Here is a 24286-nt window from a genome sequence, read left to right as displayed (position 1 = left end):
CTGCCCCTGCCCCAGCGCCTCCCCCCCCGTCCAGCGCCCTCGCGCCCTCGCGCCCCTTCAGACCGCCGGCCCCGCCGCCCCTGGCAGCGCGAACCCCAGGGCCGCCGCCGCCCGCTGCGGCGTCGCCTGCCCCCACAACTCCGCCATCGCCCGGTTCGACGCCAACGACCGCAGCTCGGCCCGGTCCAGATACAGCACGCCGTCGAGATGATCCGTCTCGTGCTGCACGATCCGCGCAGGCCAGCCCGCGAACACCTCGTCCACCGCCCGCCCGTGCTCATCCCGCGCCAGCAGCCGAACCTCGTCGTGCCGCGCCACCACCGCCTGCCAGCCCGGCACGCTCAGACAGCCCTCGAAGAACGCGGCGCGCCCGGCACCCACGGCCTCGTACGACGGATTCACCAGCACTCGGAACGGCTGCGGCACCCGCCCTCGTGCCACCCGCACCTCGTCCGGCACCGGGGCCGAGTCCTCGATGACCGCGATCCTGAGCCCGACCCCCACCTGCGGCGCGGCCAGTCCGACACCCGGTGCCGCGTGCATGGTGAGGCGCAGCGCCTCGACGAACCGCGCCAGCAGCGATGGTTCCAACTGCCCGTCGAAGGGCTCGGCCACGCGCCGCAGCACCGGATCGCCGGCCGCGACGATCGGCAACGGGCCGCCCACGGCGATCAGTTCCTCGACCCGTTCGGCAAGAGATGCGCGATCACTCGGAGTTCCCATCGCGCCAGGATGCCACGGCGCCTGCCACCCACAACACCGCCGATATGACGTCCGCCACTGCAAGGGCCGGGAACCCGACGCACCCCCCGCCCCGACCACCTCCGCAGTCCCCGCGGACGAGGCCCCAGCGCGGTCGGGGCTTCGTCTTCGGTCGCCCGATCCCACGCGCGGCGCCAGACAGCAGGGGCCGCCGGCCGCCGGCCATCTGCCAGGTGTCAGCAGTCAGGTGTCAGCAGTCAGGGATCAGGCGTCAGCGGTCGGCGAAGTCCCCCGCCAACGCGGCGGCGATCCGCAGCTGCGCGTCGGCCTCCTCCTGCCGCCCCTGCCGTTCGAGCGTGCGTCCCAGCATCAGCCGGGCATACTGCTCGACGGGCTCGCGCTCGACGACGACCCGCAGCTCGGCCTCCGCACGCCGCAGTTGGGCCGAGTGGTAGTAGGCGCGTGCCAGCAGCAGCCGCGGTCCGGTCTGCTCGGGAACCTCCCCGACCAGCCCGCTCAGCACCCGCGCTGCGGCGGCGTAGTCCTTGGCGTCGAAGAACATCCGTGCGCGCTCCCAGCGCTCCGCCGGCGTTCCGTGGTCGTAGTACGTCGTGTCCACTCGTGGCCTCCTTCGGCGTACTGCAACCACCCCGCATGGTTGAACATTCCACCATCCGAATTCCGTCACCGGGGCCTCTTTGCACCCGGCCACGGTGACGGCCGGGGGACGGTCTGACGCGGAGGGCCGTCCGGCGCTAGGTTGGGCTGCATGAGCAACCTTGACCGCGAAGCGGTTCCCAGCCTGTGCGGCGGCCGCGGCTTCGTGGTGGCGGAGCCCGTACGGGAACTCCTCAGCCCCCGTCACGTCAAGCTCGGCGAGTCCACCGAGGTCCGCCGACTGCTGCCCAACCTGGGCCGGCGCATGATCGGCGCGTGGTGCTTCGTCGATCACTACGGACCCGACGACATCGCGGACGAGCCCGGCATGCAGGTGCCGCCGCATCCGCACATGGGCCTGCAGACGGTCAGCTGGCTGCACGAGGGTGAGGTACTGCACCGCGACTCCACCGGCAGCCTGCAGACCATCCGGCTCCGCCAGCTGGGCCTGATGACCTCCGGTCACGCGATCAGCCACTCCGAGGAGAGCCCACGCTCGCACGCCCGTCACCTGCACGGCGCGCAGCTGTGGGTGGCTCTCCCGGACGCCCACCGCCACACCGACCCGCACTTCGAGTTCCACGCCGAACTGCCTCATGTCACGGCGCCGGGCCTGACGGCCACCCTGCTCCTGGGCACCCTCGACGGCACCACCTCGCCCGGCACGACGTACACCCCGATCGTCGGCGCCGACCTGGCCCTCGCGAGCGGTACGGACGTACGCCTCCCGCTGGAACGGGACTTCGAGTACGCCGTCCTGTCCATGTCCGGCGAGGCCCACGTCGACGGTGTGCCGCTGGTACCCGGCTCGATGCTCTACCTCGGCTGCGGCCGCGACGAACTTCCCGTGCGCGCCGACTCGGAAGCGGGCCTGATGCTCCTCGGCGGCGAGCCGTTCGAGGAGGAGCTGATCATGTTCTGGAACTGGATCGGACGGTCGCAGGAGGAGATCGTACAGGCCAGATGGGACTGGATGGAAGGGTCCCGGTTCGGTGAGGTCCAGGGCTACGACGGCGCCCCGTTGCCAGCCCCCGAGCTGCCGGCGGTCCCGCTGAAGCCTCGCGGAAGGGCCCGTTGACCTGTGAGAAGGGTTGACGGACTGGTGACGGCCAGCCGGACGGCCGTCCTATGTCCTCCCTGAAGGGGTTCTCGCGGGTGCAGTGTGGCTGGGTGTGCGGCACAAGCTCGAAGTGCTGTGCTGTGCTGTGCGGTGCCGTGCCGTGCCCGGCGAGGATGTGTCCATCTGTGGGTGGCTGTGGCAGGACACTTGCCAACCCTTTGCCAACTCTACTGACGCGTCATCGGGTCATGGCGAAGCTCGATACTTACGTCTACCGCGATGGCGTCGTCACAGCAGGCTGGGTGATGGCCGGGTGAATTGCGTACCGGCGTCCGACCGGTCGCAAGCGCTGATGCGCGAACTTGCTGCTCCGGCTGTCATCTTGTGAGGGTCCTACAAGAAGGGTGCTTGCTTGTAGCGGTGAGGCTCGTGAAGCTGCCTCCTGGGGGGACATGCTGAAAGGCTCGCAGCAGGTTCTTCGTCTGCTGGGTGGTACGGGCGCAAAACGGGTGGACGCATGATCCTGTGCTTGACTCTCCCACCGTGTCAGGGCCTGCACTGGGAGACATCATGTTCACCATCGGAGACTTCGCCAGGCATGGCCGCGTGTCGGTCCGCATGCTGCGCCATTACGACGCCGTCGGGCTACTGCGCCCGGCCCACGTCGACCCGTCCAGCGGCTACCGCTACTACCGGGCCACCCAGCTCGCTCGGCTCAACCGCGTCATCGCCCTCAAGGACCTGGGGTTCACCCTGGACCAGGTCCGGTCGATCCTCGACGAGGACATCAGCACCGAGGAGCTCCGCGGCATGCTGCGGCTGCGCCGGGCGGAGCTGGAATCCGCCGCCACCGAGGCGGCGGCACGAATGGCCCGGGTTGAGGCAAGGCTCCGGACGATCGAAAGCGAGGGCACCATGCCTCCCAACGACGTTGTCGTCACCTCCCTTCCCCTGATCCGGGCGGCCGAGCTAGCCGCCACTGCAGCGAGCTTCGAACCACAGGACATCGGGCCGGTCATCGGCCCACTCTTCGACGAACTGTGCCGTCGGCTCGATGACGCGGGCACCACCCCGGTCGGCCCCGGCGTTGCCCGCTACGAGGAAGCGCCCGGCGAGGACCCGATCACCGTGCGGGCCGCAATACCGGTGGCCGGAGGGGCAGGTGGCCTCCCGATAGTTGAGGTGCCCGGCGTTCCGCTGACGGCCACGATCATCCACCACGGGCCGATGGACGGCGTGCTACCCACCGCGCACGCGCTCGCTCACTGGATCGCCGCTCACGGTTACCGCCCCGTTGGGCTTGCCCGCGAGGTCTCCCTGGACTGCCCCGACGACACCACCGCGTGGGTGACAGAGCTTCAGCAGCCCATCATCGCCGTCTGACCAGACCGAAGAGAGGACGACAATGACGCATTACATCGGTTCCGGCCCGTACTGCTACGCCAACTCCCTGGCCATGATGCTTGGCGATGCGGCCCCTCCTCCGGCGATCATCGAGGTGCTGACCGGTTCGCCATTCGGCTTCGAGTTGATCGGCGGCACCCTGCCGCTGTTCGACCCCTACGGCTGGGACCCGGACCTGGGCCTGGACGCGGCCCTCGCCCTGCTCGGCGCCCAATGCGAGCGCACTGCTGGCGGCACAGCCGAGGAAGCTGAGGAACGGCTGCGCGAGACGTCCGCCCGAGGGCCCGTCCTGGTCGGCCCCGTCGACATGGGACTGCTGCTCCACCTACCGGGCACACCCAGCACCGACGGCGGCGACCACTTCGTGGTGGTGCTGGAGATCGACGGCGGCACGGTGGTCTTCCACGACCCACACGGCCACCCTTACGCAACGCTGCCGGTCGCGGACTTCCTCGCTGCGTGGGAGGCGAAGGCGATCGGCTACGTCGACGCCCCCTACGTGATGCGCGCAGGCTTCGTCCGGGAGCGCCAGGTCACACCAAAGGAGGCGCTGCGACGGTCTCTGCCCGATGCGCAGCGGTGGCTGGCGGGCCGCGGCGACCGGCCCGTCCCAGCGGGAACGCTCGGCGGGGCCGCCGGCGTGGAAGCCTTGGCCGCCCAGGCAGACGGCGGACTCGACGCGGGAACGCGCGGGTTCATGGCGCACTTCGCCGTTCGCGTGGGCGCGCGCCGCCTCACCGACGCCGCACACTGCCTGGAGTTGCTGGGACTCTCCGGTGCGGCGGCGGTCGCGGCCGGGCAATCCCGGCTGGTCGGCAGCCTTCAGCACCCGCTGGTCACGGGCGAGGACCAGGCTGTGGCCGACCTCCTGCGCCAGCTTGCCCCGACCTATGAGCGGCTACGTACCGCACTCACGTCCGAGACTCGCTGACGATGGTGAGAGCCGGGCGTCGTCCCTGCCTTGGGACACGGCGCCCGGTCCGGGTTTCGGTACTCCTCTGGCTGGACCGGTGGAGGTGGGCCACCACCGGGGATCAGTCGCGTTCCGCAACGGAGCATTGGTTCCGGCGAGGCTATTTCTGGCCTACGACACATGAACTCCGGAGCTCGCAAGGACGCTCCGGAGCAACACGACAACTGTGATTCCGACAGGCGACTTGCCTGATGAACCGACGGGACGTGCCAGGTGGACGGCGCGAACGCGGAGTCGGGGTGGCGCAGCTCGAGCAGCACCGGCCTGTCGGGGCGTTCCAGGTAGAGGCGGACGCCGATGATGTCGGGGACCGTGCCGTGCGGTGACGCCGGACGCTGTTCCTCGGGCTCGGGTCCGCTCCGCATCGGCGGGAGGCCGGCGGCGTGGCGCCGTACGAGGTACTCAACACCAAGGTGCTCGCCGCGCTGGGACTCCGGGACGGCACCACGCATCTGGAGGTGTCCACACCCCGGGCGGCGAACTCGTCTTCTGCGAGGTCGCCGGGCGCCCGCCGGGCGGCATCATCCCGCCCGTCCTCCAGTGGCATGTTCCGGTTCCTGGAAGCGAACGGACTGGGTCGCGTCCCGCTTCTGCTGTCGATTCCGATGCACTTCCTGCTGGAACTGCCGGAGCACGTGCTGTGCGACAACGACAGCACTGACGTGCTGCGCAACACCCGGACCATCAGCGGCAGCCGGTTCAGCCAGTGGTTCACCAACGGCAACAACTTCCACGTCGAGCACCACGCCGCGATGGTCGTCCCGATCAACCGGCTCTCGGAGCGCCACGCACTGGCCAAGGAGTGGGCCACGCACACCGAGGAGAGCTACGTGACCTTCTACCGGAAGGTCCTGCGGGAGGCCTCCCGCAACAGCCGCTCGCGCGCGTGAGAACCGGTCCGGTCGGGCGCGCGGGCGGGCCAGGAGCTGAGCGGCGGCGGGCCGCGGTCGACGACGGTGGGGATGCAGAAGGTGCTGCGGGCGTCACGGACCGATGGCCAGGATCTCGGCTCGCCGGCCAGCCCCCAGTCGCTCGGCGAGGAAGCGCCCCCGCCACTGGCTGACCGTGTCCACGGGCACCCACGACTCCGGGGCGACCGCGACAATCGGGTCTTGCCTCCTACCGCGTCCTCTCCTTCCCCTTCTTCACCTGCAGGACCTCGTCCAGGGATGTTTCGCGCCAACGTGCCAGCAGGTCGTGGAAGGCGACGGCTCCGTGGGGATAGGAGTTCGGGCCGTTCGGCCGACCGCGCCCCTCGCGGTTGTAGTAGCCGGGGGTGCACTCGGCGTGGAACCACTCGTGATCGGGCGCGCCCTTGGCCAGGGTGGCGATCCAGTCGTCCTCGGCGTCGCAGGAGGGTTCGATAACGGCGTCACGGGCTTCGGCGGCGGCGACGAGGGCGGCGGCGTGAACCGCCTGCTCGTCCAGGACGTGCGTGAAGTTGACACTGGCGGCGTTCTGCAGGGAGCCCATCTGGATCAGGTTCGGGAAGCCGTTGCCGGTGAAGCCGTGCAGACTGCGCGGACCCCGCTGGGCCCATGCGTGCAGCAACTGGGTGCCACCGCGGCCGTGCACGGGCAGTTTGCCGGAGAGGATGCCGGAGGTGCCCACGGAGAAGCCGGTGGCGAAGACGAGACAGTCGAGTTCGTAGGTGGTGTCGCCGACCACGACGCCGTGGGGGGTGATGCGCTCGATGCCGTGGGTGTCGGCGGTGTCGACCAGGGTGACGTTGTCACGGTTGAACGCGGGGTAGTACTTGTCGGAGAAGGTGGGGCGCTTGCAGGCGTACCGGTACCAGGGCTTGAGCTTCTCCGCGGTGTCCGGATCGGTGACGCACTCCTCGACGCGGGTGCGCAGCTCGTTCATCTTGGCCGCGTCGGCCAGTTCGTAGGCCGCCTCGAACGCCGCCGGGTCGCCGTGCCTGCGGAAGCTGCCCACGAGCTTCTCCAGAAGCACCGCCGAGGAGGTCCAGCGGTCTGCCACGAGGTCCTCTTCGACTGTCTCACCGGAGACGATGCGGAGAAAGTTGTCCCGGCGTCGGCGGGCCCAGCCCTCGTCGTCCGCCGCGACGTCCTGGGCGGTGGTGCGGCGGTTGGCCCGGACATCCACGCTGGAGGGGGTGCGCTGGAAGACGTAGACGTGGCCGGCATCCTCGGCGAGCAGCGGGATGGCCTGGATGCCTGTCGCCCCGGTACCTACGACGCCGACCCGCTTCTTCGCCAGACCGGTCAGGCCGCCGTCCGGGGTGCCGCCGGTGTAGGCGTAGTCCCATCGGGACGTGTGGAAGGTGTGCCCCTGGAACGTCTCGATACCGGGAATGCCGGGCAGCTTCGGCTCGGAGAGGGTGCCGGTGGCGGTGACCACGTAGGTGGCGCTGAAGGCGTCCCCCCGGTCGGTGGCCACAATCCACTTGCCCGACGCTTCGTCCCAGGTCAGCGAGGTGACCGCAGTGGAGAAGAGGGCATCCGTGTACAGGTCGAACTTCTCGGAGATCCGCACCGCGTGGCGGCGGATCTCCTCGCCGGGCGCGTACTTCCACTCCGGTACGTAGCCGGTCTCGTCGAGCATCGGAAGGTACACGTGCGACTCGATGTCGCAGTGGATGCCAGGGTACCGGTTCCAGTACCAGGTGCCGCCGAAATCGCCGCCCTTCTCGATGATCCGGACGCGTTCCACGCCCTGTTGCCGCAGGCGTGCCCCGGCGAGGATGCCGCCGAATCCGCCACCGATGACCGCTACGTCGACGATGTCCCGCAGCGGCTCCCGTTCACTCACCTCTCCGGCATAGGGGTCGGCCGCGTAGTAGCCGAACTCGGCCTCGGTGCTCTGGTACTGACTTGCTCCGTCGGGCCGTACGCGTCGCTCACGTTCGAATCGGTAGCGCTCCTTCAGGGCAGCGAGTTCGCGGTTGCCAACGGCTTGGGGGTCGGTCATGTGGGGGGCCTCAGTTCAAATACTCGATCTTCACAGGGTCAACCCCCCAGACGGGGGCCGACATCCGCTACCGTAACAACCACCGGACAGTACTGTCCGGTTAGTCGTGAGCGCATCACAGTATTCGGCTGGAAACATTCGTTCCCGGGTGTTGAGCCGCCCGGGCGAACGCCCCCACGAGAAGAGGAAGAGTGACCTCCATGCGGCGACTGCCGACCCGCCCCCTCGCAGTGCTCGCCACGATCGGCGCCCTGGCCCTCACCGGATGCGGTACGCAGACAGGAGACCCCGGCGCCCAGGCGTCCTCGCCGGGCGGGAAGCGGACCATAACCGCCCACAAGCTGATGCAGCTCACGGAGGCACACGCGGCCACCGGGATGACCCTGCTGGAAGGGCCGACCTTCGATGCCGACGGCAACCTGCTGGTCGTCGACGTCACCGCTCCCGAGGGGGAGCCGAAGGTGATGCGTGTCGATGTCACCGAGAAGACGGCGCGGACGTTCCACACCGACGGCCGCGGGACCTACACCTCGGCGCAGTTCAGCCCGTACGACGGTCGGCTCTACCTGACGGACTTCTCCGGCGGCGAGATCGTGAGCCTCGCGCCTGACGGCGGAGACCTGCGGGTCTTCTTCTCCGGCCCGGTCGACGGAGCACGGATGAACCCCGACGACCTCGCCTTCGACCGGGACGGCAACCTGTACATCAGCGACTCGCGGGGGATGACCGAGCGCGAGGAGCGCGGACGTGTGGTGCGGATCGACCGGGACGGCGAGAAGGCCACCGTCCTGGCCGACAACCTCGCCGCGACGAACGGCATCTCGTTCGACCGCGACTATCGCGGGCTGTGGGTCAGTGAACTCACCCAGAACCGCGTCTCCTACCTCCGCCTCGACGGGAGCGGAGCGGTGACCTCCCAGCACACGGCCATCCAGGTCGACGGGGGCATCGCCCAGACCGACTCGATCGCCGTGGACGCGGACGGCAACCTGTACCAGGGGCTGCACGGCCGTCCCGCGATGGCGGTGTACGACCAGCACGGCGAGCGGCTCGCGACGATCGAGATTCCCGGCCGTACCTCCGGGCTCGAGTCGGCGACGAACGTGGCGATCACCCCCGGTGGAACCACGGCGTACATGACGGTCAGCGGGCCCGCCGGAGGCTACCTGTACCGCTTCGACGCGCTGGCGGAGGGCGTCCGGCAGTCCAACGGCGGCTGACCGGTCACGGACTCACTCGCCGAGCGGCCGCACCGGTCCCACCGCCACGCCCAGCAGACGCCAGGCCGCCAGGGCCCGGTGCTCCCGGTCGTGCCGGGCGGGGCCGGTGACGGCACCGGAGACCATGGCGACGGCGAGCATGAGGTCGCCCGCGCCTTCCAGCCGGTGACCGGCCGGAAGGCGCTGCCGCAGGGCTCGCTCGACCCGCCCGGACAGAGCCACCGCCTGCTCGTGTGTCCCGGACCGGCCGGCCGCCCCGTAGTCGTGCAGAAGTCCGATGAACGCCGCCGACTCCGTCAGATGCCAGGTGAGTACTCCCAGGACGTCGTCGAAGGAGACGGTGTCGTCCATGGCGGCCTGCTCGACCTGCCGTACGTTCTCCTCCAGCACCGCGGCGGACATGGCGGTGCGGTCGGGAAAGTGCCGGTACAGCACGCCCTGCCCCACGCCGGCCCGCCGTGCGATGGCGGAAAGCGGGACATCCAGACCGTGCTCCGCGTAGACCTCACGGGCGGCGGCGACCAGAGCCGCCCGGTTGCGGGCGGCAGCCTTCGGGCCGCCGTTCGGGGGGCGCCGCCCCTCGTGCGGCGTGGAGAGCTGCTTCACCCCGAAAGGGTACCGGGCCGGCCCGGAAAGGCGTCCTGGGCGGCGTGGATGCGTGGACCCATGCCGCCGCCGTCGTCTGCCGGCACGCGGGCCGAGTCGCCGCCCCCACGCGGCGGAGGAGACCAACGGGGCGGCTGATCGCCGGGGCCGGTCGAGAGGGGTGCCCTCCTCTGCGCCGACCGGCCCCGGCGCTCAGTGGTGCAACCGGAGCCGGTGCGGCCGGTGGGCGGCCGGGCGGCTTCCCGCCATCTCGTCCGAGGCGCTTGTACTGCCGCCCTCGCCGTCAAGGCGGCCGGCCAGTTGGTCGCGCTCCGCGGCGGCACGTCGGGCGGTCTCCCGCTCCCCGCGACGCTTCTTGCTGCGATGGCGCGCGAGTACCGTTCCGGCCAGCAGCATCCACATGCCCAGGCCGAAGATCAGGGTCAGGGCGATGCCGCCGAGAAACGCTCCGAGCGTGCTGATCGTGAACGGTTCACTGCCCAGCAGGGTCACCGTGTAGTCCGGACCGCCGGACAGGTTGTACGCGATCAGCAGACCCGCGAAGGCGGCGGCGCCCGCCATCAGCAGGAGGCCCAGCACCAGCATGGTTCTCACCTCGTCACGAGTGGATGTACTTCGCACGAGTCACCAGGCCGAATGGGGCAAAACGTATATTTCGCCACCCGGGTCGTCCAACCGGACGCGTTCCACCGCGCGACAGCAGGACCGTCATGTTCCGGGCGACGCACGCTCCGGGCGACGCCGGTTCCAGGCCAGGCAGCACGTGCCGGGCCCCACTTGGTCGGGGCTTCTACGCGTCGGTGGAGGCTTCTACGCGGTCATCGGCATCTGCGCGTGACCGCGTCGACGACGAACCCCACCCCGACGCCGAGCATCCAGGTGTCCTTCGCCAGGGCCGTGCCCTCCTGGGTCGGTCGCAGGCTGCCTTCCTCGCGCATGCCGGGTGTGCGCAGGTACAGACCCACCAGTCCGGCCGAGAACGCCGTCAGGCCGACCCCCGCCACAGCCGTCGGTACGAGCGGCAGGAGCAGCGCGGCGCCGAGCGCCGTCTCACTGGCGGACAGCAGGCGGACGAACGTCGCCGGCCGTACCTTGCCGAGGAACGGATAGGCGGTCTTCGCCATCCCGTGCAACATGGCGGCGGTCTGCTCGTCGGCACCGCGCTTGGCCAGGCCGGAGTTGAGGATGAATGCCCCGGTGGCCAGTCGTGGGGCGACATGGCTGGGTTCGACGGGCAGACGCATGGGAACTCCTAGCGGCGATTCCTGCGGACGCCCGTCAGCCTAGGGTGGGCGAGGCGGCCTCGCAGGGTAGGAGACGGTGACCTGCGCCGATCGGGTCACGGCTGCCCTTCGCCGCGTACCACGGAGGAATCAGATGACCGACACCGACACAGTCCCCGACCTGATGCGGGCGGCGTACATCGACTCCGTCGGCCCGGCCGACCACATCCGCCGGGGTGAGCTCCCCGTGCCGCCGGTCGGGCCCACTGACGTGCTCGTGCGCGTCGCGGCCGTGGCCGTCAACCCCGTGGACACCTTCGTACGGTCCGGGGCGTACGCCACACCGCTGCCGTTTCCCTTCGTCGTCGGCCGCGACCTGGTGGGCGAAATCGCCGTGGCCGGCTCCGGTGCGGCGGGCCTCACACCCGGGCAGCGGGTGTGGTGCAACAGCCTGGGCCACGCGGGCCGTCAGGGATCCTTCGCCCAGTACGCGACGGTCGCCGCCGAACGCCTCTACGCGGCGCCGCGCGACATCGACGGGGAGCATCTCGTGGCAGCCGCCCACCCGGCGGCGTCGGCCTGGCTGGCGCTGTTCCGACACGGGCGGCTGAGGCCGGGGGAGACCGTGTACATCGGGGGAGGCGCCGGAAACGTGGGCGGCGCCGCCGTGGCACTTGCCTCCCGGGCCGGGGCGCGGGTGGTAGCAACGGCGCGTGCCGAGGACGCCACGGTGCTGTACGGGCTGGGAGCCGCCGAGGTCATCGACTACCGGTCGTCCGACCTCGGCGCACGGGTGCGCGGCGCCGCCCCCGACGGCTACGACGTGCATCTGGACACGTCCGGGCACGGGGTCCTCGCCGAGGCGGTGGACCTGCTGGCGCCGGGCGGGCGCCTGGTCGCGATGGTCGGACCGGGCGGAGGGCCCGCCGAGCTGCCGTTGAGCCGGCTCTACACCAGGGACGCGAGCATCGTGGGCTTCGCCATCAGCAACGCCACGACCGCCGACCTCGCCGAGGCGGCCGAGGGCGTCGTACGCGTCCTGAGGGACACACCGTGGCGTCCGCGCATCGCCGATCGCCTGCCCCTGTCGATGACCGCGGAGGCGCACCGGAGGCTGGAGGCCGGTGAGGTGCGGGGGCGTCTGGTCCTCGCACTTTGTTGATCTGGCCGCAGAACCGGCCGTTCACGGTCGCGGACGGACGGTGAGCAGCTGCTGGGCGTGTCCGACGGGGCCGTCGGCGTCGTGCAGCACGGTGCTGGTGACGCCCTGGCCGGTGGGGCCGAAGACGACGGTGGTGTCCAGGCCGGTCCAGCGCCCGCGCGGCGCGCGATGCAGGTGCAGGGTCAGGTCGACGTTCGGGAACATCCACTCCTCGGGCGACTGACGTACGGCTATGCCGTTGGCCGTGTCGACCAGCGCGACGAAGAACGCCAGCGGGCTGGCGGCCTCCCCGGCGACCAGGTCGAGCCCGGTGGAGATCCATGCGGTGGTGCGACCCGGCAGGGGCGGGGCGAGCGGGCGTACGTCCAGGGAGGCGATGTACCCGCCGGGCCACTCGGAGGCCATGGGCCCGGCCGCGCTCAGAATAGTTCGGCACAGGATCCGGGAATTGGCGGCCCCGGAAGGGGACCTGCTTCCGAGTGGTGGAGCCCCCGCCCACGACCCACTCTGGTGAGGAACCGGAGGAACCGGACGAGCGGAAGGAGCGTCGGGATGGCGAAGAACCGCGACGACGCCGAGAACCTCAAGAAGGGCGACAAGGTCGCCTGGAGCAGCCACGGCAGCCGGACGGAAGGGGAAGTGGAGAAGAAGATCACCAAGCGCACCGAGGCCGCGGGACGCACGGTGGACGCCTCGCCGGACGATCCGCAGTACCAGGTCCGCAGCGACAAGTCGGGCAAGCCGGCGGTGCACAGGCCGTCCGCGCTCAAGAAGAAGAAGTGAGACGGAGCGGACGACGTATACCTGATCCGCTGACGTGGCACCGTTCTCACGATCACCGAAAGGGACCGACCACGCAATGGAAGACCCGCACCGGCGCCCCGAGGGCGTCAGCGACGAGACGGTGGAAGCCCTCGGGTCCCTGTCCAAGGCGCTGGAGACGACCGATCGTGCCCGTGGGCACCTGTTCGCCTTTCACCAGCTGACCGGCACGGCGGACTTCGAACTGGACCGCGCGGTCGAGCTGCTGCGCGAGGCGGGCCACCCGGAATGGGCCGAGCGCGTCCGGACGGAAATCCTGGGGCGCAACGTCATCCCCGGACACTGGACCTTCCAGATCGTCGAGGCCTACGACCGGACGTACTACCAGGCGTTCCGGGACCTGGAGCGCGAGGCGGTGGACCGGTTGGCCGAGGGCCGTGACCATCTGTACGAGGCGGAGCTGAAGGAGGCCCGCCGGACCCGGGGCCACCCCGACCACACGTCCCGTCCCGACAGCCCCGACAGCCCCGACAGCCCTGCCAGTCCCGGCACCCGCATCCCGTGAACAGTCCCGGCAGCTGACGCCGATACCCGCGCGCGGGGCGCCCCGACGGAGGTCAGTCGCGTCCACGGGCCCGGCGGAAGCGGTCCAGGCCTTCGGCGAGGTCCACGATCGGGTCGGGGTAGGTGTCCCGGACGGCGCGCTCCGGCGCGGGCAGCCGCCACGGCTCGTGTACGGCCCGGCCCTCCAGACCCGCCAGTTCGGGCACCCAGCGCCGGACGTACGTCCCGTCGGGGTCGAGCCGTCTGGCCTGGGTCGTGGGATTGAGGACGCGGTGGGGGCGGGTGTCGGTCCCGGTGCCCGCCGCCCACTGCCAGTTGAGCTGGTTGTTGGCGAGGTCGCCGTCCACGAGGAGGTCCAGGAAGTGCCGGGCGCCGACGCGCCAGTCCACGTAGAGCGTTTTGGTGAGGAAACTGGCGGTCAGCAGGCGGCCCCGGTTGTGCATCCAGCCCTCGTGCCGCAGCTGGCGCATCGCGGCGTCGACGATCGGGTAACCCGTGCGGCCGTCCTTCCAGGCGGCGACGTCCTCCTCGGCCCCGGACCCGGAACGCCACTGGTCGTGCCGGGTGCGGTAGTCGAGCGAGGAGGCCTGCGGCCGTGCGGACAGGACCTGATGATGGAAGTCGCGCCAGGCCAGCTGCCGTACGAACGCCTCGGCGCCGGGGCCGCCCCTGCGGCGCGCGCGGTGGACCGTTTCGGCGGGGGAGAGGGCACCGAAGTGCAAGTACGGGGAGAGCCGGGAGGTGGCGTCGTCGGCCAGGTCGTCGTGGTGGTCCTCGTAGCCGGCGACGGGGCCGCGCAGCCAGGCCGTCAGTCGCTTCCTGGCCTCGGTCTCACCGCCGGGCGGCAGTCCCGGGGACAGCCCGGGCAGGTCCGCGCGGGAGGGCGGTCGCTGTGAGCCGACGCCGTCCGGGACACGGATACGGCGGGGTGCGGGCAGGACGCTCCGGACCGGCCGCTCGCACCAGCGCCGGAAGTACGGTGTGAAGACGGCGAAGTGGTCGGAGGACGCGGGGGTGACGGACCCCGGGGCCAGCACGGTGGTCACGGCGTCGTGGACGTGCAGCCGACAGCCCCGCGCCTCCAGCGCGGCCCGCAGGAGTTCCTCGCGCCGGTGGGCGTACGCGCTGACGTCGGCCGCCATGTGCACCTCGTCGGCGTCCGCCTCGCCGACCACCGCGCACACCTCCTCGGCCAGGTCGCCGGAGCGGACGATCAGCCGTCCGCCCCGATCGCGCAGTCCGGCGTCCAGGTCCCGCAGACTGTCCGCGAGGAAGGCGAGCCGGTTGGGCGCGGCGTAACCGGCGGTGTCGACGGCCCGGTCGCGGACGAACAGCGGCACGACGGCCCGGGAGCCCTTCAGGGCCGCGCGCAGCGGCGGGTGGTCGTGCAGCCGCAGGTCGCGGGTGAACAGGACGACCGAAGTGGTCATGACGCTCCTTGAAGCTCTGGCACTGGCACTGGCACTCGCTGAGGGCTGAGGGCTGAGGGCTGATACCTGGGACCTGAGGGCCCGGGGCGCGGACGGGGCCACTGCCCCTGCCGTGTGCCCCGCACGAGGTGTGCGCCCGGCGTCATGCCCTGTCTCGCGGGACGCGACGGGTCGGTCCGGCCACTCGGCCCGCCCGCGCCCTTCGCCCCGGGATCGGGTGACGCGGCGCGCCCGCGTCAGGAGGCGGGTGCGCCGCGGACCGGACCGGACGGCCGGTGGTCCCGGACGGCGGCCCGGGCGATGTTGCGGGCCATGCCGCCGAACACCACGGCGTGGAAGGGCCACACGCTCCACCAGTAGGCGTGGCCGGCCAGCCCGTGCGGATGGAACAGGGCCCGCTGGCGGTACCGCGTACGGCCCGCGTCGTCGGTCTCGACGTACATCTCCAGCCAGGCCGGACCCGGCAGCCGCATCTCCGCGCGCAGTCGGAGCAGGCGGCCGGGGACGATCTCCTCCACCCGCCAGAAGTCGAGCGAGTCGCCGGCCCGCAGCCGGGTGGAGTCCCGGCGGCCGCGGCGCAGACCGACCCCGCCGACCAGCCGGTCCAGCCAGCCCCGTACTGCCCAGGCGAGCGGGAAGGAGTACCAGCCGTTGTCGCCGCCGATCCCCTCGACGACCCGCCACAGTGCGTCCGGCGGGGCGTCGACGGTCAGGGCGCGGTGGTCGGTGTAGAGACTGCCGCCGGCCCAGTCGGGGTCGGTGGGCAGCGGGTCGCTGGGTGCGCCGGGCACGGACGCGGACGACCAGCGTGTGGTGACCTGGGCCTCCCGTACGCGTTGCAGGGCCAGCCGGACCGCGTCGTCGAAGCCGAGCGGGTATCCGGGCGGGGCGGGCACGTACTGGGCGATGTCGTTCTCGCGGCACACCACCTCGTGCCGCAGCGACTCGGTGAGCGGGCGCGCGATGGACGCGGGCACGGGGGTGACCAGACCGACCCAGTGGCTGGACAGGCCTGGTGTCAGCATCGGCACCGGCAGGATCAGCCGCCGCGGCAGCTCCGCGACCTCGGCGTACCGGACCATCATGTCCCGGTAGGTGAGGACGTCGGGTCCGCCGATGTCGAAGGCGCGCGAGACGTCCTCCGGCATCCGCGCGCTGCCGACGAGGGCGCGCAGCACGTCCCGGACGGCGACCGGCTGGATGCGGGTGTGGACCCAGCTCGGCGTGACCATCACCGGCAGCCGTTCGGTCAGGTGGCGCAGCATCTCGAAGGAGACCGACCCGGAGCCGATGACGACCGCGGCGCGCAGGACCGTCGCGGGCACACCGGAGGCCAGGAAGACGCGGCCGACCTCGGCGCGCGAGCGCAGGTGCGGCGACAGCTCCCGTTCGGGTACGCCCGGTGGGGTCAGGCCGCCCAGATAGACGATGCGCCGTACGCCGGCCGCCTCGGCCTGCTCGGCGAAGGTGCGCGCCGCCCGCCGGTCGGTCTCCTCGAAGTTCCCGCCACCACCCAGCGCGTGTACCAGGTAGTAGGCGACGTCGATGCCCTCCATCGCCCCGGCCACCGAGCCGGCGTCCGTGACGTCTCCCCGCACCACCTCGGCGTCCCCGGCCCAGGGGTGGTCGCGCAGTTTGTGCGGGGAGCGGGCCAGGCACCGCGCCCGGTGCCCGGCGGCGAGGAGCTCCGGCACGAGCCGGCCGCCGATGTACCCCGTGGCACCGGTGACCAGACAGCGCAGGCCGCCTGCTCCGTCGTCGCCGCCGACCCTGGCGGCGTCGTCGCCGTCGCCGCTCACGCGGCCGTGTACTTCGCTCATGGGCAAGGCTCCGTCTCGCACGGGAAGTCGTCGCGGTGATCACTTCCCACGCTCGGGACGCAGTGGATGCGCGACGGCCCAGGTTGACCCTTCTATACGCTGATCACGTGGCGACAGCGAAACAGCGCGGACAGCGCGCGCACGACCGGGGGGCCGGGGCGGGGTCCGAGCGGACCACCGCAACGGAGTCCGAGCGGGGGAGCGGGGCGGGGTCCGAGTGGACCACCGCAACGGAGTCCGAGCGGGGGACCGGAGCCGGGCCCGAGGCGAGCGAGCTGCACGTCCTCGCCGCCCAGCTGCGGCGGATGAACGGGGAGATCAACCGCCTCGTGCAGAGTTTCGCCGGCACGCACGGCCTGCACGCCACCGACGTCCAGGCACTCGCGGCGATCCTGGACGCACAGGAGCCCATGACGCCGGGGCGGCTGCGTGAGCACCTGGGGCTCACCTCGGGCGCGGTGACGGCGTGCGTGGACCGGCTGGAGCGTGCGGGGCACGTGCGCCGGGTGCGGGAGAGCGCCGACCGCCGGGTCGTCCATCTGCACTACGTGCCCGGTGCCCGGGCGGCGGCCCGGACGTACTTCCGTCCGCTGGCCGAAGCGGCCGCCGCGACCTGCTCGAGCTTCGACGAGAGCGAACTGGCGGTCGTGGTCCGCTTTCTGGGGGCGATGAACGAGGAGATGCGGTTCGTGCGGTCGCACGACCGCTGATTCCCCGTCGTGTGCCCGCATTCGGGGGACGCGTCCGGGCAAGGTCGGTGTGTCGCGACGCCTCGAGGTAACTCAATCATTGAGATTGTCTATGATCGAGTGACTTTCCCGCCGCTGGATACCAGGAGACCCGAAGACCGATGTCCATCCCCTCCCGACGAGCCCGCTGGCTCATCCCTGTCGTCCTGCTTCTGGCCTGGCTCGGCATCGGCGGAGCGCTCGGCCCGTACGCCGGAAAGCTCGGCGAGGTCGCCACCAACGACCAGGCCGCGTTCCTGCCCCGCGGCGCCGAGTCCACCCGGGTCATCGACGAGCAGAAGGCCTTCCAGCAGGACGAGACCCTCCCCGTGATCGTCGTGTGGACCGCCGACGGCGGCGGGGCCGTCACCGAACACCGGGCGGCTGCGACCCGGTCGGTCGCGGAGCTCGAAGGGGAGCCCGGGATCGTCGGCCCCGCGACGCCCGCACTGCCCTCCGACGACGGCGAAGCCCTCCAAGCCGTCGTCCAGGTGGAGCCCGAGCTCGGCGACCGCCTGCCCGAGGTCCTGGAGCAGATCCGCGACGCCGCCGGACAGGTCCCCGGCACCCAGGCGCAGCTCGCCGGACCGGCGGCCTCCCAGGCCGATCTCTCCGACGCCTTCGCGGGCATCGACGGGCTGCTGCTCGGCGTCGCGCTGGTCACGGTGCTGGTGATTCTGCTGCTCGTCTACCGCAGCGTCCTGCTGCCCCTGGTCATCATCCTCGGCGCCGTCTTCGCGCTGGGCCTCGCGTGCGCGATCGTCTACGCGCTCGCCGATCGCGATGTCGTACGCGTCGACGGGCAGGTCCAGGGCATCCTCTCCATCCTGGTCATCGGCGCTGCCACCGACTACGCGCTACTGCTGACCGCCCGTTACCGCGAGGAGATCGCCCGGCACCCGGACCGCTTCGGCGCCATGCGCGCGGCGCTGCGCGCGTCCTGGGGAGCCGTCGTGGCCAGCGCGGCGACCGTCGCCGCGGGCCTGCTCGCGCTGCTGCTCAGCGACCTCACCAACAACCGCGCGCTCGGACCCGTCGGCGCCATCGGCATCGTCTGCGCCGTACTGAGCACGCTCACCTTCCTGCCCGCCGTCCTGGTCCTGCTCGGCCGGGCCGCCTACTGGCCGGCCAAGCCCGTCCGGACCGGCGACCCGGAGGCCGGACACCGCCTGTGGCACCGCATCGCCGCGCTGGTGGACCGGGCTCCGCGCCGCATCTGGGCGATCTCCCTCGCCGCGCTGATCGCCTGCGCCGCCTTCTCGCCGACCCTGACCTCAAAGGGCGTGCCGCTGGACGAGATCTTCGTGAACGACACTCCGTCGGTCGCCGCCCAGCAGACCCTGGCGCGCCACTTCCCGGGCGGTTCCGGCAACCCCGCCGTGATCATCGCGGACGCCGGCCGGCTCGACCCCGTCCTCGCGGCGGCCCGCGACACACGCGGCGTGGCCTCCGCCGCCGTGGTCACCGCCTCCGGCCGGCCGGGCGGCGGGGAACCGAAGGTGGTCGACGGACGGGTGCGGATCGACGCGACGCTGCAGGACCCGGCGGACAGCGACGCCGCCAAGAGCACGGTGGCCCGGCTCAGATCCGCCGTCCACGACGTGTCCGGCGCGGACGCCCTGGTCGGCGGCTACACCGCCCAGCAGTACGACACCCAGCGCACTGCCGAACACGACCGCTCGCTCATCGTGCCCGTCGTCCTCGCCATCATCCTGGCCATCCTGATCGTCCTGCTGCGCTCCCTGCTGATGCCGGTGCTGCTGGTGGCGACGGTGGCGCTGAACTTTCTGGCCACCCTGGGCGTCTCGGCCCTCGTCTTCACCCATGTGTTCGGCTTCAGCGGCACCGACGCCTCCGTCCCGCTGTACGGGTTCGTTTTCCTCGTCGCCCTCGGCGTGGACTACAACATCTTCCTCATGTCCCGCGTACGGCAGGAGTCCTTGGAGCACGGCGTACGGCAGGGCATCCTGCGGGGTCTGACCGCCACCGGTGGTGTGATCACCTCGGCCGGTGTCGTCCTCGCCGCCACGTTCGCAGCCCTCGGGGTGATCCCGCTGGCCTTCCTGGTGCAGATCGCCTTCATCGTGGCCTTCGGCGTCCTGCTGGACACGCTCGTGGTGCGCTCGCTGCTGGTCCCGGCGCTCGCCCGCGACATCGGCGCCGTCGCCTGGTGGCCCGGGCGCCTCGGCCGCCGGGCACCGGCCGGGACGGCGGGGGACGCCGCCTCCCGTCCGGGGAGCGGCGACTGATCCGGCGGGGTCACCCCTCAAGGCCTCCGGGGGCGCCGTCCCCGGAGGCTGTGAGGGGACGCACTGTGCCCAGGAAGCGCCGGACGGCGATCTCGATGACGACCCGCTCCGGGTTCGCCCGGGGCTGCCGGTAGCGGGCCGCGTACCGGGTCTCCGCGTCCCGGACCGCCTCTGTGTCGTCCCGCACGGTCGCGACGCCCTCGAGGGTGGACCAGTGCCTGCCGTCCACCTGGCTCACGGCGACGACGGGGCGCTCGGCGCGCCGGACGTTGCGTGCCTTCGCGGTGTCCCCGCTGGTGATGACGCGCGCCGTACGGGTGGCGTGGTCGTACGTCACCCCGACCGGGACCAGGTGCGGGCTCCCGTCGGCACGTTGCGTCGAAAGGAAGCACAGCCGACGCTCCTGCCAGAACCTCACGAACTCGGCGTCCGTGTCCATGTCCATGTCGCGCTGTTCCTCAATGTTCATCTGATTCCTCTCGTGGACACCCCTGGCCTCAGCCGGGGGAGGAAGCGAATCCCCCTGCGGAGCAGGGCAAGGAACGGTTTTCGCCGTCAAGGCGAAGGGACCGTGCTCTGACCTGCGGGTTTGGTCTTTATATCGTGACGCCGGTTTGCGAGCGTGACCACGGCGCAGGTGAAGGGGCGTTCAAGTACCGCTTCTGTCCCACGAACGAGCAGGCGGCTGAGCTGTCGCGCACGGTCGGCTGCGTCCGCAAGGTCCGCAACCTGGCGCCGGCGGCCCGCACACAGGCGTGGGCGCGGCAGGAAGGCCGCCTGGCACACGGGCGGGAAGTGATCACGGTCGACCGCCTCTTTCCTCCTCCAAGCGGTGCTCCACCTGCGGCGCCCTCCCCGAGGTGATGCCGCTGCACGTGCGCACCTGGACGCGCGAATGGGCGGAATGATCCCGTCGGCGGGTGATACCGGCCCGTGACCGGGAAGCGTGTCCCGTAGGTCCGCGCGCACCGCCGCCGACGGGACGGAGTACAGGCGATGGCCACCACGACAGGTGAGACCCGGGCGGCCGCGACGGCGCCGAACAGCATCCGGCTGCCGGGCATCGTCCTCGGGGTCGGACTCGGCGGCTTCGTCGACGGCATCCTGCTCCACCAGCTCCTGCAGTGGCACCACATGCTCACCAGCACCAACGACGACCGCATCGGAGTGAAGTACTACAACCCGGACACTGTCTCCGGGCTGGAGATGAACACGGTGTGGGACGGCGTCTTCCACGCCGTGTGCTGGGTCTCCGTCCTGCTCGGTCTGGCCCTCCTGTACTCCCGGGTCACCCACAACCGGCGGGCCGTGTGGGCCTCACGGGTGCTGTGGGGCTGGATCCTGGCCGGGTGGGGCCTGTTCAACCTGGTCGAAGGCGTCCTCGACCACCACGTCCTGGGCATCCACCACGTCTACGCCGGCCCCCACCAGGCATGGTGGGACGCCGGATTCCTCGTCCTCGGAGCCCTGTTCCTGATCGCCGGGTACCTGCTCCAGCGCGGTGGACAGCCTTTCGACCCCGGCGCCCCCCGTGGCACGGCACGGGCCGGGGGCCGGCCCCGATGACCGGCCCGGACGAGGCCACCCTCCGCTCGCACCCCCACGGTCCCGGCAACGGCGGCCCCGGCAGCGGCGACGGCGTACTGGAGTCCGCGCCGACCGTGCTGATCCTGACCGTCCTGCTGACCGCGGCAGGGTGCTACCTGCTCGCCGTACGCGGGACCCGTCGACGCAACCCCGTCCTGGGCTGGAGCGGTCGGCGGTCGGCCTCGTTCCTCGGCGGGCTGGTGGTGCTGGCCGTCGCGCTGCTGCCTCCCCTGGGCCCGGCCGCGCACACCGACTTCCGGGGGCACATGGCCCAGCACATGCTCATCGGCATGTACGCCCCACTGGCCCTGGTGCTGGCCGCACCGGTCACCCTGGCGCTCCGCACCCTGCCACCGAGCGGCGCCCGCCGGCTGACCGCGCTGCTGCACGGCCGCCCCGCGCGCCTGCTCACGCACCCCGCCATGGCGCTCGCGCTCAGCACCGGCACGCTCGGACTGCTGTACTTCACCCCGCTGTACGACACGGCGATGAGCCACCCGGCCGGCCACTGGCTGATGAACGCCCACTTCCTGGCCTCCGGATGCCTCTTCGCCCACGCCCTCGCCGGTCCCGACCCGGCACCCGCGCGGCCCGGCGTACCTGCCAGGCTGGTGTACCTGGGCATCGCGATCGCCGCCCACGCCCTGATCGCCCAGGCGGTGTACGGCGGCTTCTACGTACACATCCACGCGCCCGTCGACCAGGTCCGGCAGGGCGCGGAGATCATGTACTACGCCGGCGATGTCGCCGAACTGCTGCTCGCCGCGGCCCTGGTGGCCACCTGGCGGCCCGAGCGTCGCCGCCCGCGCTCCCGGACCGGCCAGGGAGCCGTGCCGAGGGGCCCGGGAGCCGCGCGGACGGGCCGTGCCTCAGGCGGCGTCCCGGTCGGATGACCGGTGTCCGGCCGGTTTCCGGTCCGTGTCCGACGAGGCCTGCCCGGTTCTGCCACCCGGAACGAGGCGCAGATGCCGGCGCCGGGCGTGCCGGGGCGGGCCCGGATCGCCGAAAAGGCGGTCCTCCAGGTACGTCATGGTGAACAACAGCAGCCCCAGTCCGGGCAGCAGTAGGACGGCAACAACGGTGACCACGCCGCAGGTCCCCCTCCGCTGTGGATGACTCCTGACGGGTGCCCGGGTCCGCGCCGGTGATGGGCCGGACCCGAGTGAAGATGAGGCAACCGTCTGACATACGGGGCAGACAGGAAAAACGTCATGAGGGCACCGAAAGGTACCGGGCGTCATGTTCGAGCCGTCCGTGGGTAGGGGGGCCCGACGGCAGACGTCATCCCCCGAGCAACGGAGCACTTGAGTCGATGTCGCACACCTCCCCACCCACCGGCCCGGCCACCGACCCGCAGTTGGCGGCCTCGTGGTCGGACTGGATCGGCGACCACACCGCGGCACTGATCGGGATACCGCTGCGCATCGCGCTCATCGTCGTCATCCTGCTGGTGGTGCGCGCGGTGGCCAAGCGGGCCATCACCCGGGTCGTCCAGCGAGTGCTGGAACCGCCGGCCGGTGAGTCCGAGCGCAGCCGGCCCCGACGGCCGGGACGAGGGGCCGCCGTACTGCACCGCGACCGGTCCCGGGCGAAACAGCGCCGTGAACAGCGGGCCCGCACGATCGGCTCGGTACTCAGCAGCGCCGTGACCATCGTGCTCTTCATGGTCGGCGTGGCCATGGTGCTCGACCAGGTCGGCATCGCGCTCGGCCCGCTGCTGGCCAGCGCCGGAGTGGTCGGCCTGGCGATCGGTTTCGGCGCCCAGAGCCTGGTCGCCGACTACCTCTCCGGCCTGCTCATCATGGTCGAGGACCAGTACGGCGTCGGCGACTCGGTCGACCTCGGCGAGGCCGTCGGCGAGGTGGAGCACGTCGGCCTGCGGCTGACGCACGTACGCGACCTCAACGGCGGCCTGTGGCACATCCGCAACGGTGAGATCCTGCGGGTCCGCAACGACAGCCAGGAATGGGCGCGCGCCGTCCTGGACGTCGCCGTGGCCTACGACGCCAACCTCGACACGGTCTACCGCGTGCTGGAGGACACCGGTCGCGCCCTGCGCCAGGACCCGGACTTCACGGACCTCCTGCTCGAGGACCCCGCGGTGTGGGGTGTGCAGTCCCTGGACGCCGACGGTGTCCTGGTGCGCCTCGCCGTCAAGACCGTGCCGCTCCAGCAGTGGGGCATCACCCGCGAGCTGCGCCGCCGGGTCAAGGACGCCCTGAACGAGGCGGGCATCGACATTCCCTTCCCGCAGCGGACGGTATGGGTGCGCACCGACGCTCCCGAGTCCGAGACCGGTGCCCTGACGCGGTGACCAACGCCGACGCGCCGACGCGCCGACGCGCCGACGCGTCGGGCGGGGAGACGGGCCCGGAACGGGTCGGGCAGGCCGGACGGTGGCGAGCGCAGGGTTTGCGGGACCGGCAAAGAACTTTGTCGTCCCGGCCCCGGCCGGTGCAGCCTGCACTGGGCGCGCGGTCGTCGCGCACTGCCGAGCAGACGATCCGCCCGTCCGCCCATCCGTCCCGTCCCCTCTCCAGGAGGCACCATGACCGACATGCCCCCGCCGGCTCCCGCGGCCGAGTTCTGGGAAGCCCGCTATCGCGACACCGACCGGGTCTGGAGTGGCCGGCCCAACGACCTGCTGGTCCGCGAGGCGAGTGACCTCGCTCCCGGCACCGCGCTGGACCTCGGCTGCGGCGAGGGGGCGGACGCGGTATGGCTGGCCTCACGGGGCTGGCGGGTCACCGGCGTGGACATCTCCGGCACCGCGCTCGAACGCGCCGCCGGGCACGCCGCCGACGCCGGGGTCGGCGACCGCGTCGCCTGGGAACGTCATGAGCTGGGCCGGTCGTTTCCCGAGGGCTCGTTCGACCTGGTCAGCGCCCACTACCTGCAGTCCCCGGTCGCGCTCGACCAGCAGACCGTCCTGCGCGACGCCGCGCGGGCCGTCGCGGGCGGCGGAACCCTGCTGATCGTCCTGCACGCCGGGTGGCCGTCCTGGCAGACAGAACCGCCCTTCGACGTGGCTTTTCCCACTCTGGACGGGATCCTCGCCGAACTCGCCCTGCCGGACGGTGAATGGACCGTCGAGGTGGCGGAGACCGTCCGCCGGCCGAGCGCCTCGCCCCAGGGCGCCGATGGCTTCCGCGAAGACAACGTGTGGCGCCTGCGGCGCCTGTGACTGACGGAGAGAAGGCATAAG

Annotated in this window: 24 protein-coding genes and 2 pseudogenes; 15 read left to right on the top strand and 11 right to left on the bottom strand. The window is 71.5% G+C overall.

From position 1 onward, the window contains the following. Positions 1 to 57 precede the first annotated feature (57 nt). Both ABEA26_RS06495 and ABEA26_RS06490 read right to left on the bottom strand, forming a co-directional pair. On the bottom strand, positions 58 to 723 hold the full coding sequence (locus ABEA26_RS06495; RefSeq protein ID WP_345590058.1) for a peptide deformylase: 666 nt from the start codon (positions 721 to 723) through the stop codon (positions 58 to 60). 250 nt (positions 724 to 973) lie between these two features. Continuing rightward, positions 974 to 1321 carry a tetratricopeptide repeat protein gene (locus ABEA26_RS06490; protein WP_345590056.1) on the bottom strand — a complete coding sequence of 116 codons (348 nt, stop codon included), beginning with the start codon at positions 1319 to 1321 and terminating at the stop codon, positions 974 to 976. 150 nt (positions 1322 to 1471) lie between these two features. Here ABEA26_RS06490 and ABEA26_RS06485 point away from each other — a divergent pair, with 150 nt between their 5' ends. The 4 genes from ABEA26_RS06485 to ABEA26_RS06470 all read left to right on the top strand — a co-directional run bounded on the left by ABEA26_RS06485 (position 1472) and on the right by ABEA26_RS06470 (position 5686). Further along, a complete protein-coding gene (locus tag ABEA26_RS06485; protein ID WP_345590054.1) occupies positions 1472 to 2437 on the top strand; it encodes a pirin family protein in 966 nt (321 codons plus the stop codon). Positions 2438 to 2989: 552 nt separating this feature from the next. Continuing rightward, the gene (locus tag ABEA26_RS06480) at positions 2990 to 3802 is read left to right on the top strand and encodes a MerR family transcriptional regulator (RefSeq protein WP_345590052.1); all 813 of its coding nucleotides are present in this window, start codon (positions 2990 to 2992) and stop codon (positions 3800 to 3802) included. A 22-nt stretch (positions 3803 to 3824) separates the two neighbouring features. Continuing rightward, on the top strand, positions 3825 to 4754 hold the full coding sequence (locus tag ABEA26_RS06475) for a cysteine peptidase family C39 domain-containing protein (protein WP_345590050.1): 930 nt from the start codon (positions 3825 to 3827) through the stop codon (positions 4752 to 4754). Positions 4755 to 5179: 425 nt separating this feature from the next. Continuing rightward, complete coding sequence (locus ABEA26_RS06470; RefSeq protein ID WP_345590048.1) at positions 5180 to 5686, top strand: fatty acid desaturase; 507 nt, start codon at positions 5180 to 5182, stop codon at positions 5684 to 5686. 229 nt (positions 5687 to 5915) lie between these two features. Here the strand turns inward: ABEA26_RS06470 and ABEA26_RS06465 are convergent, their stop codons facing one another. Further along, the gene (locus ABEA26_RS06465) at positions 5916 to 7730 is read right to left on the bottom strand and encodes a flavin-containing monooxygenase (RefSeq protein ID WP_345590047.1); all 1815 of its coding nucleotides are present in this window, start codon (positions 7728 to 7730) and stop codon (positions 5916 to 5918) included. Between the two features lie 200 nt (positions 7731 to 7930). Between ABEA26_RS06465 and ABEA26_RS06460 the strand changes: the two genes are divergently transcribed. Then, positions 7931 to 8950, top strand: coding sequence for an SMP-30/gluconolactonase/LRE family protein (locus tag ABEA26_RS06460; protein ID WP_345590046.1), 1020 nt, complete (start codon positions 7931 to 7933; stop codon positions 8948 to 8950). Between the two features lie 12 nt (positions 8951 to 8962). Here the strand turns inward: ABEA26_RS06460 and ABEA26_RS06455 are convergent, their stop codons facing one another. From ABEA26_RS06455 to ABEA26_RS06445, 3 genes are all read right to left on the bottom strand, one after another. After that, positions 8963 to 9556, bottom strand: a complete 594-nt coding sequence (locus tag ABEA26_RS06455) for a TetR/AcrR family transcriptional regulator (RefSeq protein ID WP_345590045.1) — start codon at positions 9554 to 9556, stop codon at positions 8963 to 8965. A gap of 192 nt (positions 9557 to 9748) precedes the next feature. Continuing rightward, positions 9749 to 10141, bottom strand: a complete 393-nt coding sequence (locus ABEA26_RS06450) for a hypothetical protein (RefSeq protein WP_345590043.1) — start codon at positions 10139 to 10141, stop codon at positions 9749 to 9751. Between the two features lie 233 nt (positions 10142 to 10374). Then, complete coding sequence (locus ABEA26_RS06445; RefSeq protein WP_345590042.1) at positions 10375 to 10800, bottom strand: hypothetical protein; 426 nt, start codon at positions 10798 to 10800, stop codon at positions 10375 to 10377. Between the two features lie 133 nt (positions 10801 to 10933). On the opposite strand from ABEA26_RS06445, the gene ABEA26_RS06440 reads away from it, so the two are divergent. After that, complete coding sequence (locus tag ABEA26_RS06440; protein ID WP_345590041.1) at positions 10934 to 11941, top strand: NADPH:quinone reductase; 1008 nt, start codon at positions 10934 to 10936, stop codon at positions 11939 to 11941. Positions 11942 to 11962: 21 nt separating this feature from the next. Here ABEA26_RS06440 and ABEA26_RS06435 read toward each other — a convergent pair. Beyond that, positions 11963 to 12358: pseudogene (locus ABEA26_RS06435) on the bottom strand (thioesterase family protein); the annotation flags it as partial. 135 nt (positions 12359 to 12493) lie between these two features. On the opposite strand from ABEA26_RS06435, the gene ABEA26_RS06430 reads away from it, so the two are divergent. After that, positions 12494 to 12724 carry a hypervirulence associated TUDOR domain-containing protein gene (locus ABEA26_RS06430; RefSeq protein ID WP_345590040.1) on the top strand — a complete coding sequence of 77 codons (231 nt, stop codon included), beginning with the start codon at positions 12494 to 12496 and terminating at the stop codon, positions 12722 to 12724. Between the two features lie 76 nt (positions 12725 to 12800). Beyond that, positions 12801 to 13268, top strand: a complete 468-nt coding sequence (locus ABEA26_RS06425) for a hypothetical protein (RefSeq protein WP_345590038.1) — start codon at positions 12801 to 12803, stop codon at positions 13266 to 13268. A 52-nt stretch (positions 13269 to 13320) separates the two neighbouring features. Here the strand turns inward: ABEA26_RS06425 and ABEA26_RS06420 are convergent, their stop codons facing one another. Beyond that, positions 13321 to 14697 carry a cryptochrome/photolyase family protein gene (locus tag ABEA26_RS06420; RefSeq protein ID WP_345590036.1) on the bottom strand — a complete coding sequence of 459 codons (1377 nt, stop codon included), beginning with the start codon at positions 14695 to 14697 and terminating at the stop codon, positions 13321 to 13323. A gap of 236 nt (positions 14698 to 14933) precedes the next feature. Continuing rightward, positions 14934 to 16517: an SDR family oxidoreductase gene (locus ABEA26_RS06415; RefSeq protein WP_345590035.1), complete on the bottom strand. Its 1584-nt coding sequence runs from the start codon at positions 16515 to 16517 to the stop codon at positions 14934 to 14936. 107 nt (positions 16518 to 16624) lie between these two features. Here ABEA26_RS06415 and ABEA26_RS06410 point away from each other — a divergent pair, with 107 nt between their 5' ends. Then, positions 16625 to 17227, top strand: coding sequence for a MarR family winged helix-turn-helix transcriptional regulator (locus tag ABEA26_RS06410; protein ID WP_345590033.1), 603 nt, complete (start codon positions 16625 to 16627; stop codon positions 17225 to 17227). A 140-nt stretch (positions 17228 to 17367) separates the two neighbouring features. Continuing rightward, the gene (locus ABEA26_RS06405; RefSeq protein ID WP_345590031.1) at positions 17368 to 19494 is read left to right on the top strand and encodes an MMPL family transporter; all 2127 of its coding nucleotides are present in this window, start codon (positions 17368 to 17370) and stop codon (positions 19492 to 19494) included. 10 nt (positions 19495 to 19504) lie between these two features. Here ABEA26_RS06405 and ABEA26_RS06400 read toward each other — a convergent pair whose 3' ends face one another. Beyond that, positions 19505 to 19963, bottom strand: a complete 459-nt coding sequence (locus ABEA26_RS06400) for a PPOX class F420-dependent oxidoreductase (protein ID WP_345590029.1) — start codon at positions 19961 to 19963, stop codon at positions 19505 to 19507. 134 nt (positions 19964 to 20097) lie between these two features. Between ABEA26_RS06400 and ABEA26_RS06395 the strand changes: the two are divergent. The 3 genes and pseudogenes from ABEA26_RS06395 to ABEA26_RS06385 form a co-directional block, all read left to right on the top strand. Further along, positions 20098 to 20265: pseudogene (locus ABEA26_RS06395) on the top strand (helix-turn-helix domain-containing protein); the annotation flags it as partial. 225 nt (positions 20266 to 20490) lie between these two features. Next, positions 20491 to 21060 carry a DUF2243 domain-containing protein gene (locus ABEA26_RS06390; RefSeq protein ID WP_345590028.1) on the top strand — a complete coding sequence of 190 codons (570 nt, stop codon included), beginning with the start codon at positions 20491 to 20493 and terminating at the stop codon, positions 21058 to 21060. Beyond that, positions 21057 to 21974 (top strand): cytochrome c oxidase assembly protein, encoded by a 918-nt coding sequence (locus tag ABEA26_RS06385; RefSeq protein ID WP_345590026.1) that lies wholly within the window; start codon positions 21057 to 21059, stop codon positions 21972 to 21974. The genes ABEA26_RS06390 and ABEA26_RS06385 overlap by 4 nt, the downstream gene beginning before the upstream one ends. Here ABEA26_RS06385 and ABEA26_RS06380 read toward each other — a convergent pair. Further along, on the bottom strand, positions 21951 to 22169 hold the full coding sequence (locus tag ABEA26_RS06380; RefSeq protein WP_345590025.1) for a hypothetical protein: 219 nt from the start codon (positions 22167 to 22169) through the stop codon (positions 21951 to 21953). The genes ABEA26_RS06385 and ABEA26_RS06380 overlap by 24 nt on opposite strands. A gap of 224 nt (positions 22170 to 22393) precedes the next feature. Here ABEA26_RS06380 and ABEA26_RS06375 point away from each other — a divergent pair, with 224 nt between their 5' ends. Both ABEA26_RS06375 and ABEA26_RS06370 read left to right on the top strand, forming a co-directional pair. Next, on the top strand, positions 22394 to 23395 hold the full coding sequence (locus ABEA26_RS06375; protein ID WP_345590023.1) for a mechanosensitive ion channel family protein: 1002 nt from the start codon (positions 22394 to 22396) through the stop codon (positions 23393 to 23395). Between the two features lie 234 nt (positions 23396 to 23629). Continuing rightward, positions 23630 to 24265, top strand: a complete 636-nt coding sequence (locus ABEA26_RS06370) for a class I SAM-dependent methyltransferase (RefSeq protein ID WP_345590021.1) — start codon at positions 23630 to 23632, stop codon at positions 24263 to 24265. Positions 24266 to 24286 lie beyond the last annotated feature (21 nt).

The organism is Streptomyces marokkonensis (genome assembly GCF_039539045.1).
GTDB lineage: Bacteria > Actinomycetota > Actinomycetes > Streptomycetales > Streptomycetaceae > Streptomyces > Streptomyces marokkonensis.
The sequence above is the reverse complement of the archived record's forward strand: the minus strand, read 5'-3'. Positions and strand labels throughout refer to the sequence as shown.

What these genes read in the sequence shown, in the direction of transcription:
- ABEA26_RS06420 (WP_345590036.1), bottom strand. Translation starts at nt 14,697, where the DNA reads ATGACCACTTCGGTCGTCCTGTTCACCCGCGACCTGCGGCTGCACGAC.
- ABEA26_RS06425 (WP_345590038.1), top strand. Translation starts at nt 12,801, where the DNA reads ATGGAAGACCCGCACCGGCGCCCCGAGGGCGTCAGCGACGAGACGGTG.
- ABEA26_RS06405 (WP_345590031.1), top strand. Translation starts at nt 17,368, where the DNA reads ATGTCCATCCCCTCCCGACGAGCCCGCTGGCTCATCCCTGTCGTCCTG.
- ABEA26_RS06450 (WP_345590043.1), bottom strand. Translation starts at nt 10,141, where the DNA reads ATGCTGGTGCTGGGCCTCCTGCTGATGGCGGGCGCCGCCGCCTTCGCG.
- ABEA26_RS06475 (WP_345590050.1), top strand. Translation starts at nt 3,825, where the DNA reads ATGACGCATTACATCGGTTCCGGCCCGTACTGCTACGCCAACTCCCTG.
- ABEA26_RS06460 (WP_345590046.1), top strand. Translation starts at nt 7,931, where the DNA reads ATGCGGCGACTGCCGACCCGCCCCCTCGCAGTGCTCGCCACGATCGGC.
- ABEA26_RS06370 (WP_345590021.1), top strand. Translation starts at nt 23,630, where the DNA reads ATGACCGACATGCCCCCGCCGGCTCCCGCGGCCGAGTTCTGGGAAGCC.
- ABEA26_RS06465 (WP_345590047.1), bottom strand. Translation starts at nt 7,730, where the DNA reads ATGACCGACCCCCAAGCCGTTGGCAACCGCGAACTCGCTGCCCTGAAG.
- ABEA26_RS06440 (WP_345590041.1), top strand. Translation starts at nt 10,934, where the DNA reads ATGACCGACACCGACACAGTCCCCGACCTGATGCGGGCGGCGTACATC.
- ABEA26_RS06400 (WP_345590029.1), bottom strand. Translation starts at nt 19,963, where the DNA reads ATGAACATTGAGGAACAGCGCGACATGGACATGGACACGGACGCCGAG.
- ABEA26_RS06445 (WP_345590042.1), bottom strand. Translation starts at nt 10,800, where the DNA reads ATGCGTCTGCCCGTCGAACCCAGCCATGTCGCCCCACGACTGGCCACC.
- ABEA26_RS06375 (WP_345590023.1), top strand. Translation starts at nt 22,394, where the DNA reads ATGTCGCACACCTCCCCACCCACCGGCCCGGCCACCGACCCGCAGTTG.
- ABEA26_RS06415 (WP_345590035.1), bottom strand. Translation starts at nt 16,517, where the DNA reads ATGAGCGAAGTACACGGCCGCGTGAGCGGCGACGGCGACGACGCCGCC.
- ABEA26_RS06485 (WP_345590054.1), top strand. Translation starts at nt 1,472, where the DNA reads ATGAGCAACCTTGACCGCGAAGCGGTTCCCAGCCTGTGCGGCGGCCGC.
- ABEA26_RS06480 (WP_345590052.1), top strand. Translation starts at nt 2,990, where the DNA reads ATGTTCACCATCGGAGACTTCGCCAGGCATGGCCGCGTGTCGGTCCGC.
- ABEA26_RS06430 (WP_345590040.1), top strand. Translation starts at nt 12,494, where the DNA reads ATGGCGAAGAACCGCGACGACGCCGAGAACCTCAAGAAGGGCGACAAG.
- ABEA26_RS06385 (WP_345590026.1), top strand. Translation starts at nt 21,057, where the DNA reads ATGACCGGCCCGGACGAGGCCACCCTCCGCTCGCACCCCCACGGTCCC.
- ABEA26_RS06495 (WP_345590058.1), bottom strand. Translation starts at nt 723, where the DNA reads ATGGGAACTCCGAGTGATCGCGCATCTCTTGCCGAACGGGTCGAGGAA.
- ABEA26_RS06390 (WP_345590028.1), top strand. Translation starts at nt 20,491, where the DNA reads ATGGCCACCACGACAGGTGAGACCCGGGCGGCCGCGACGGCGCCGAAC.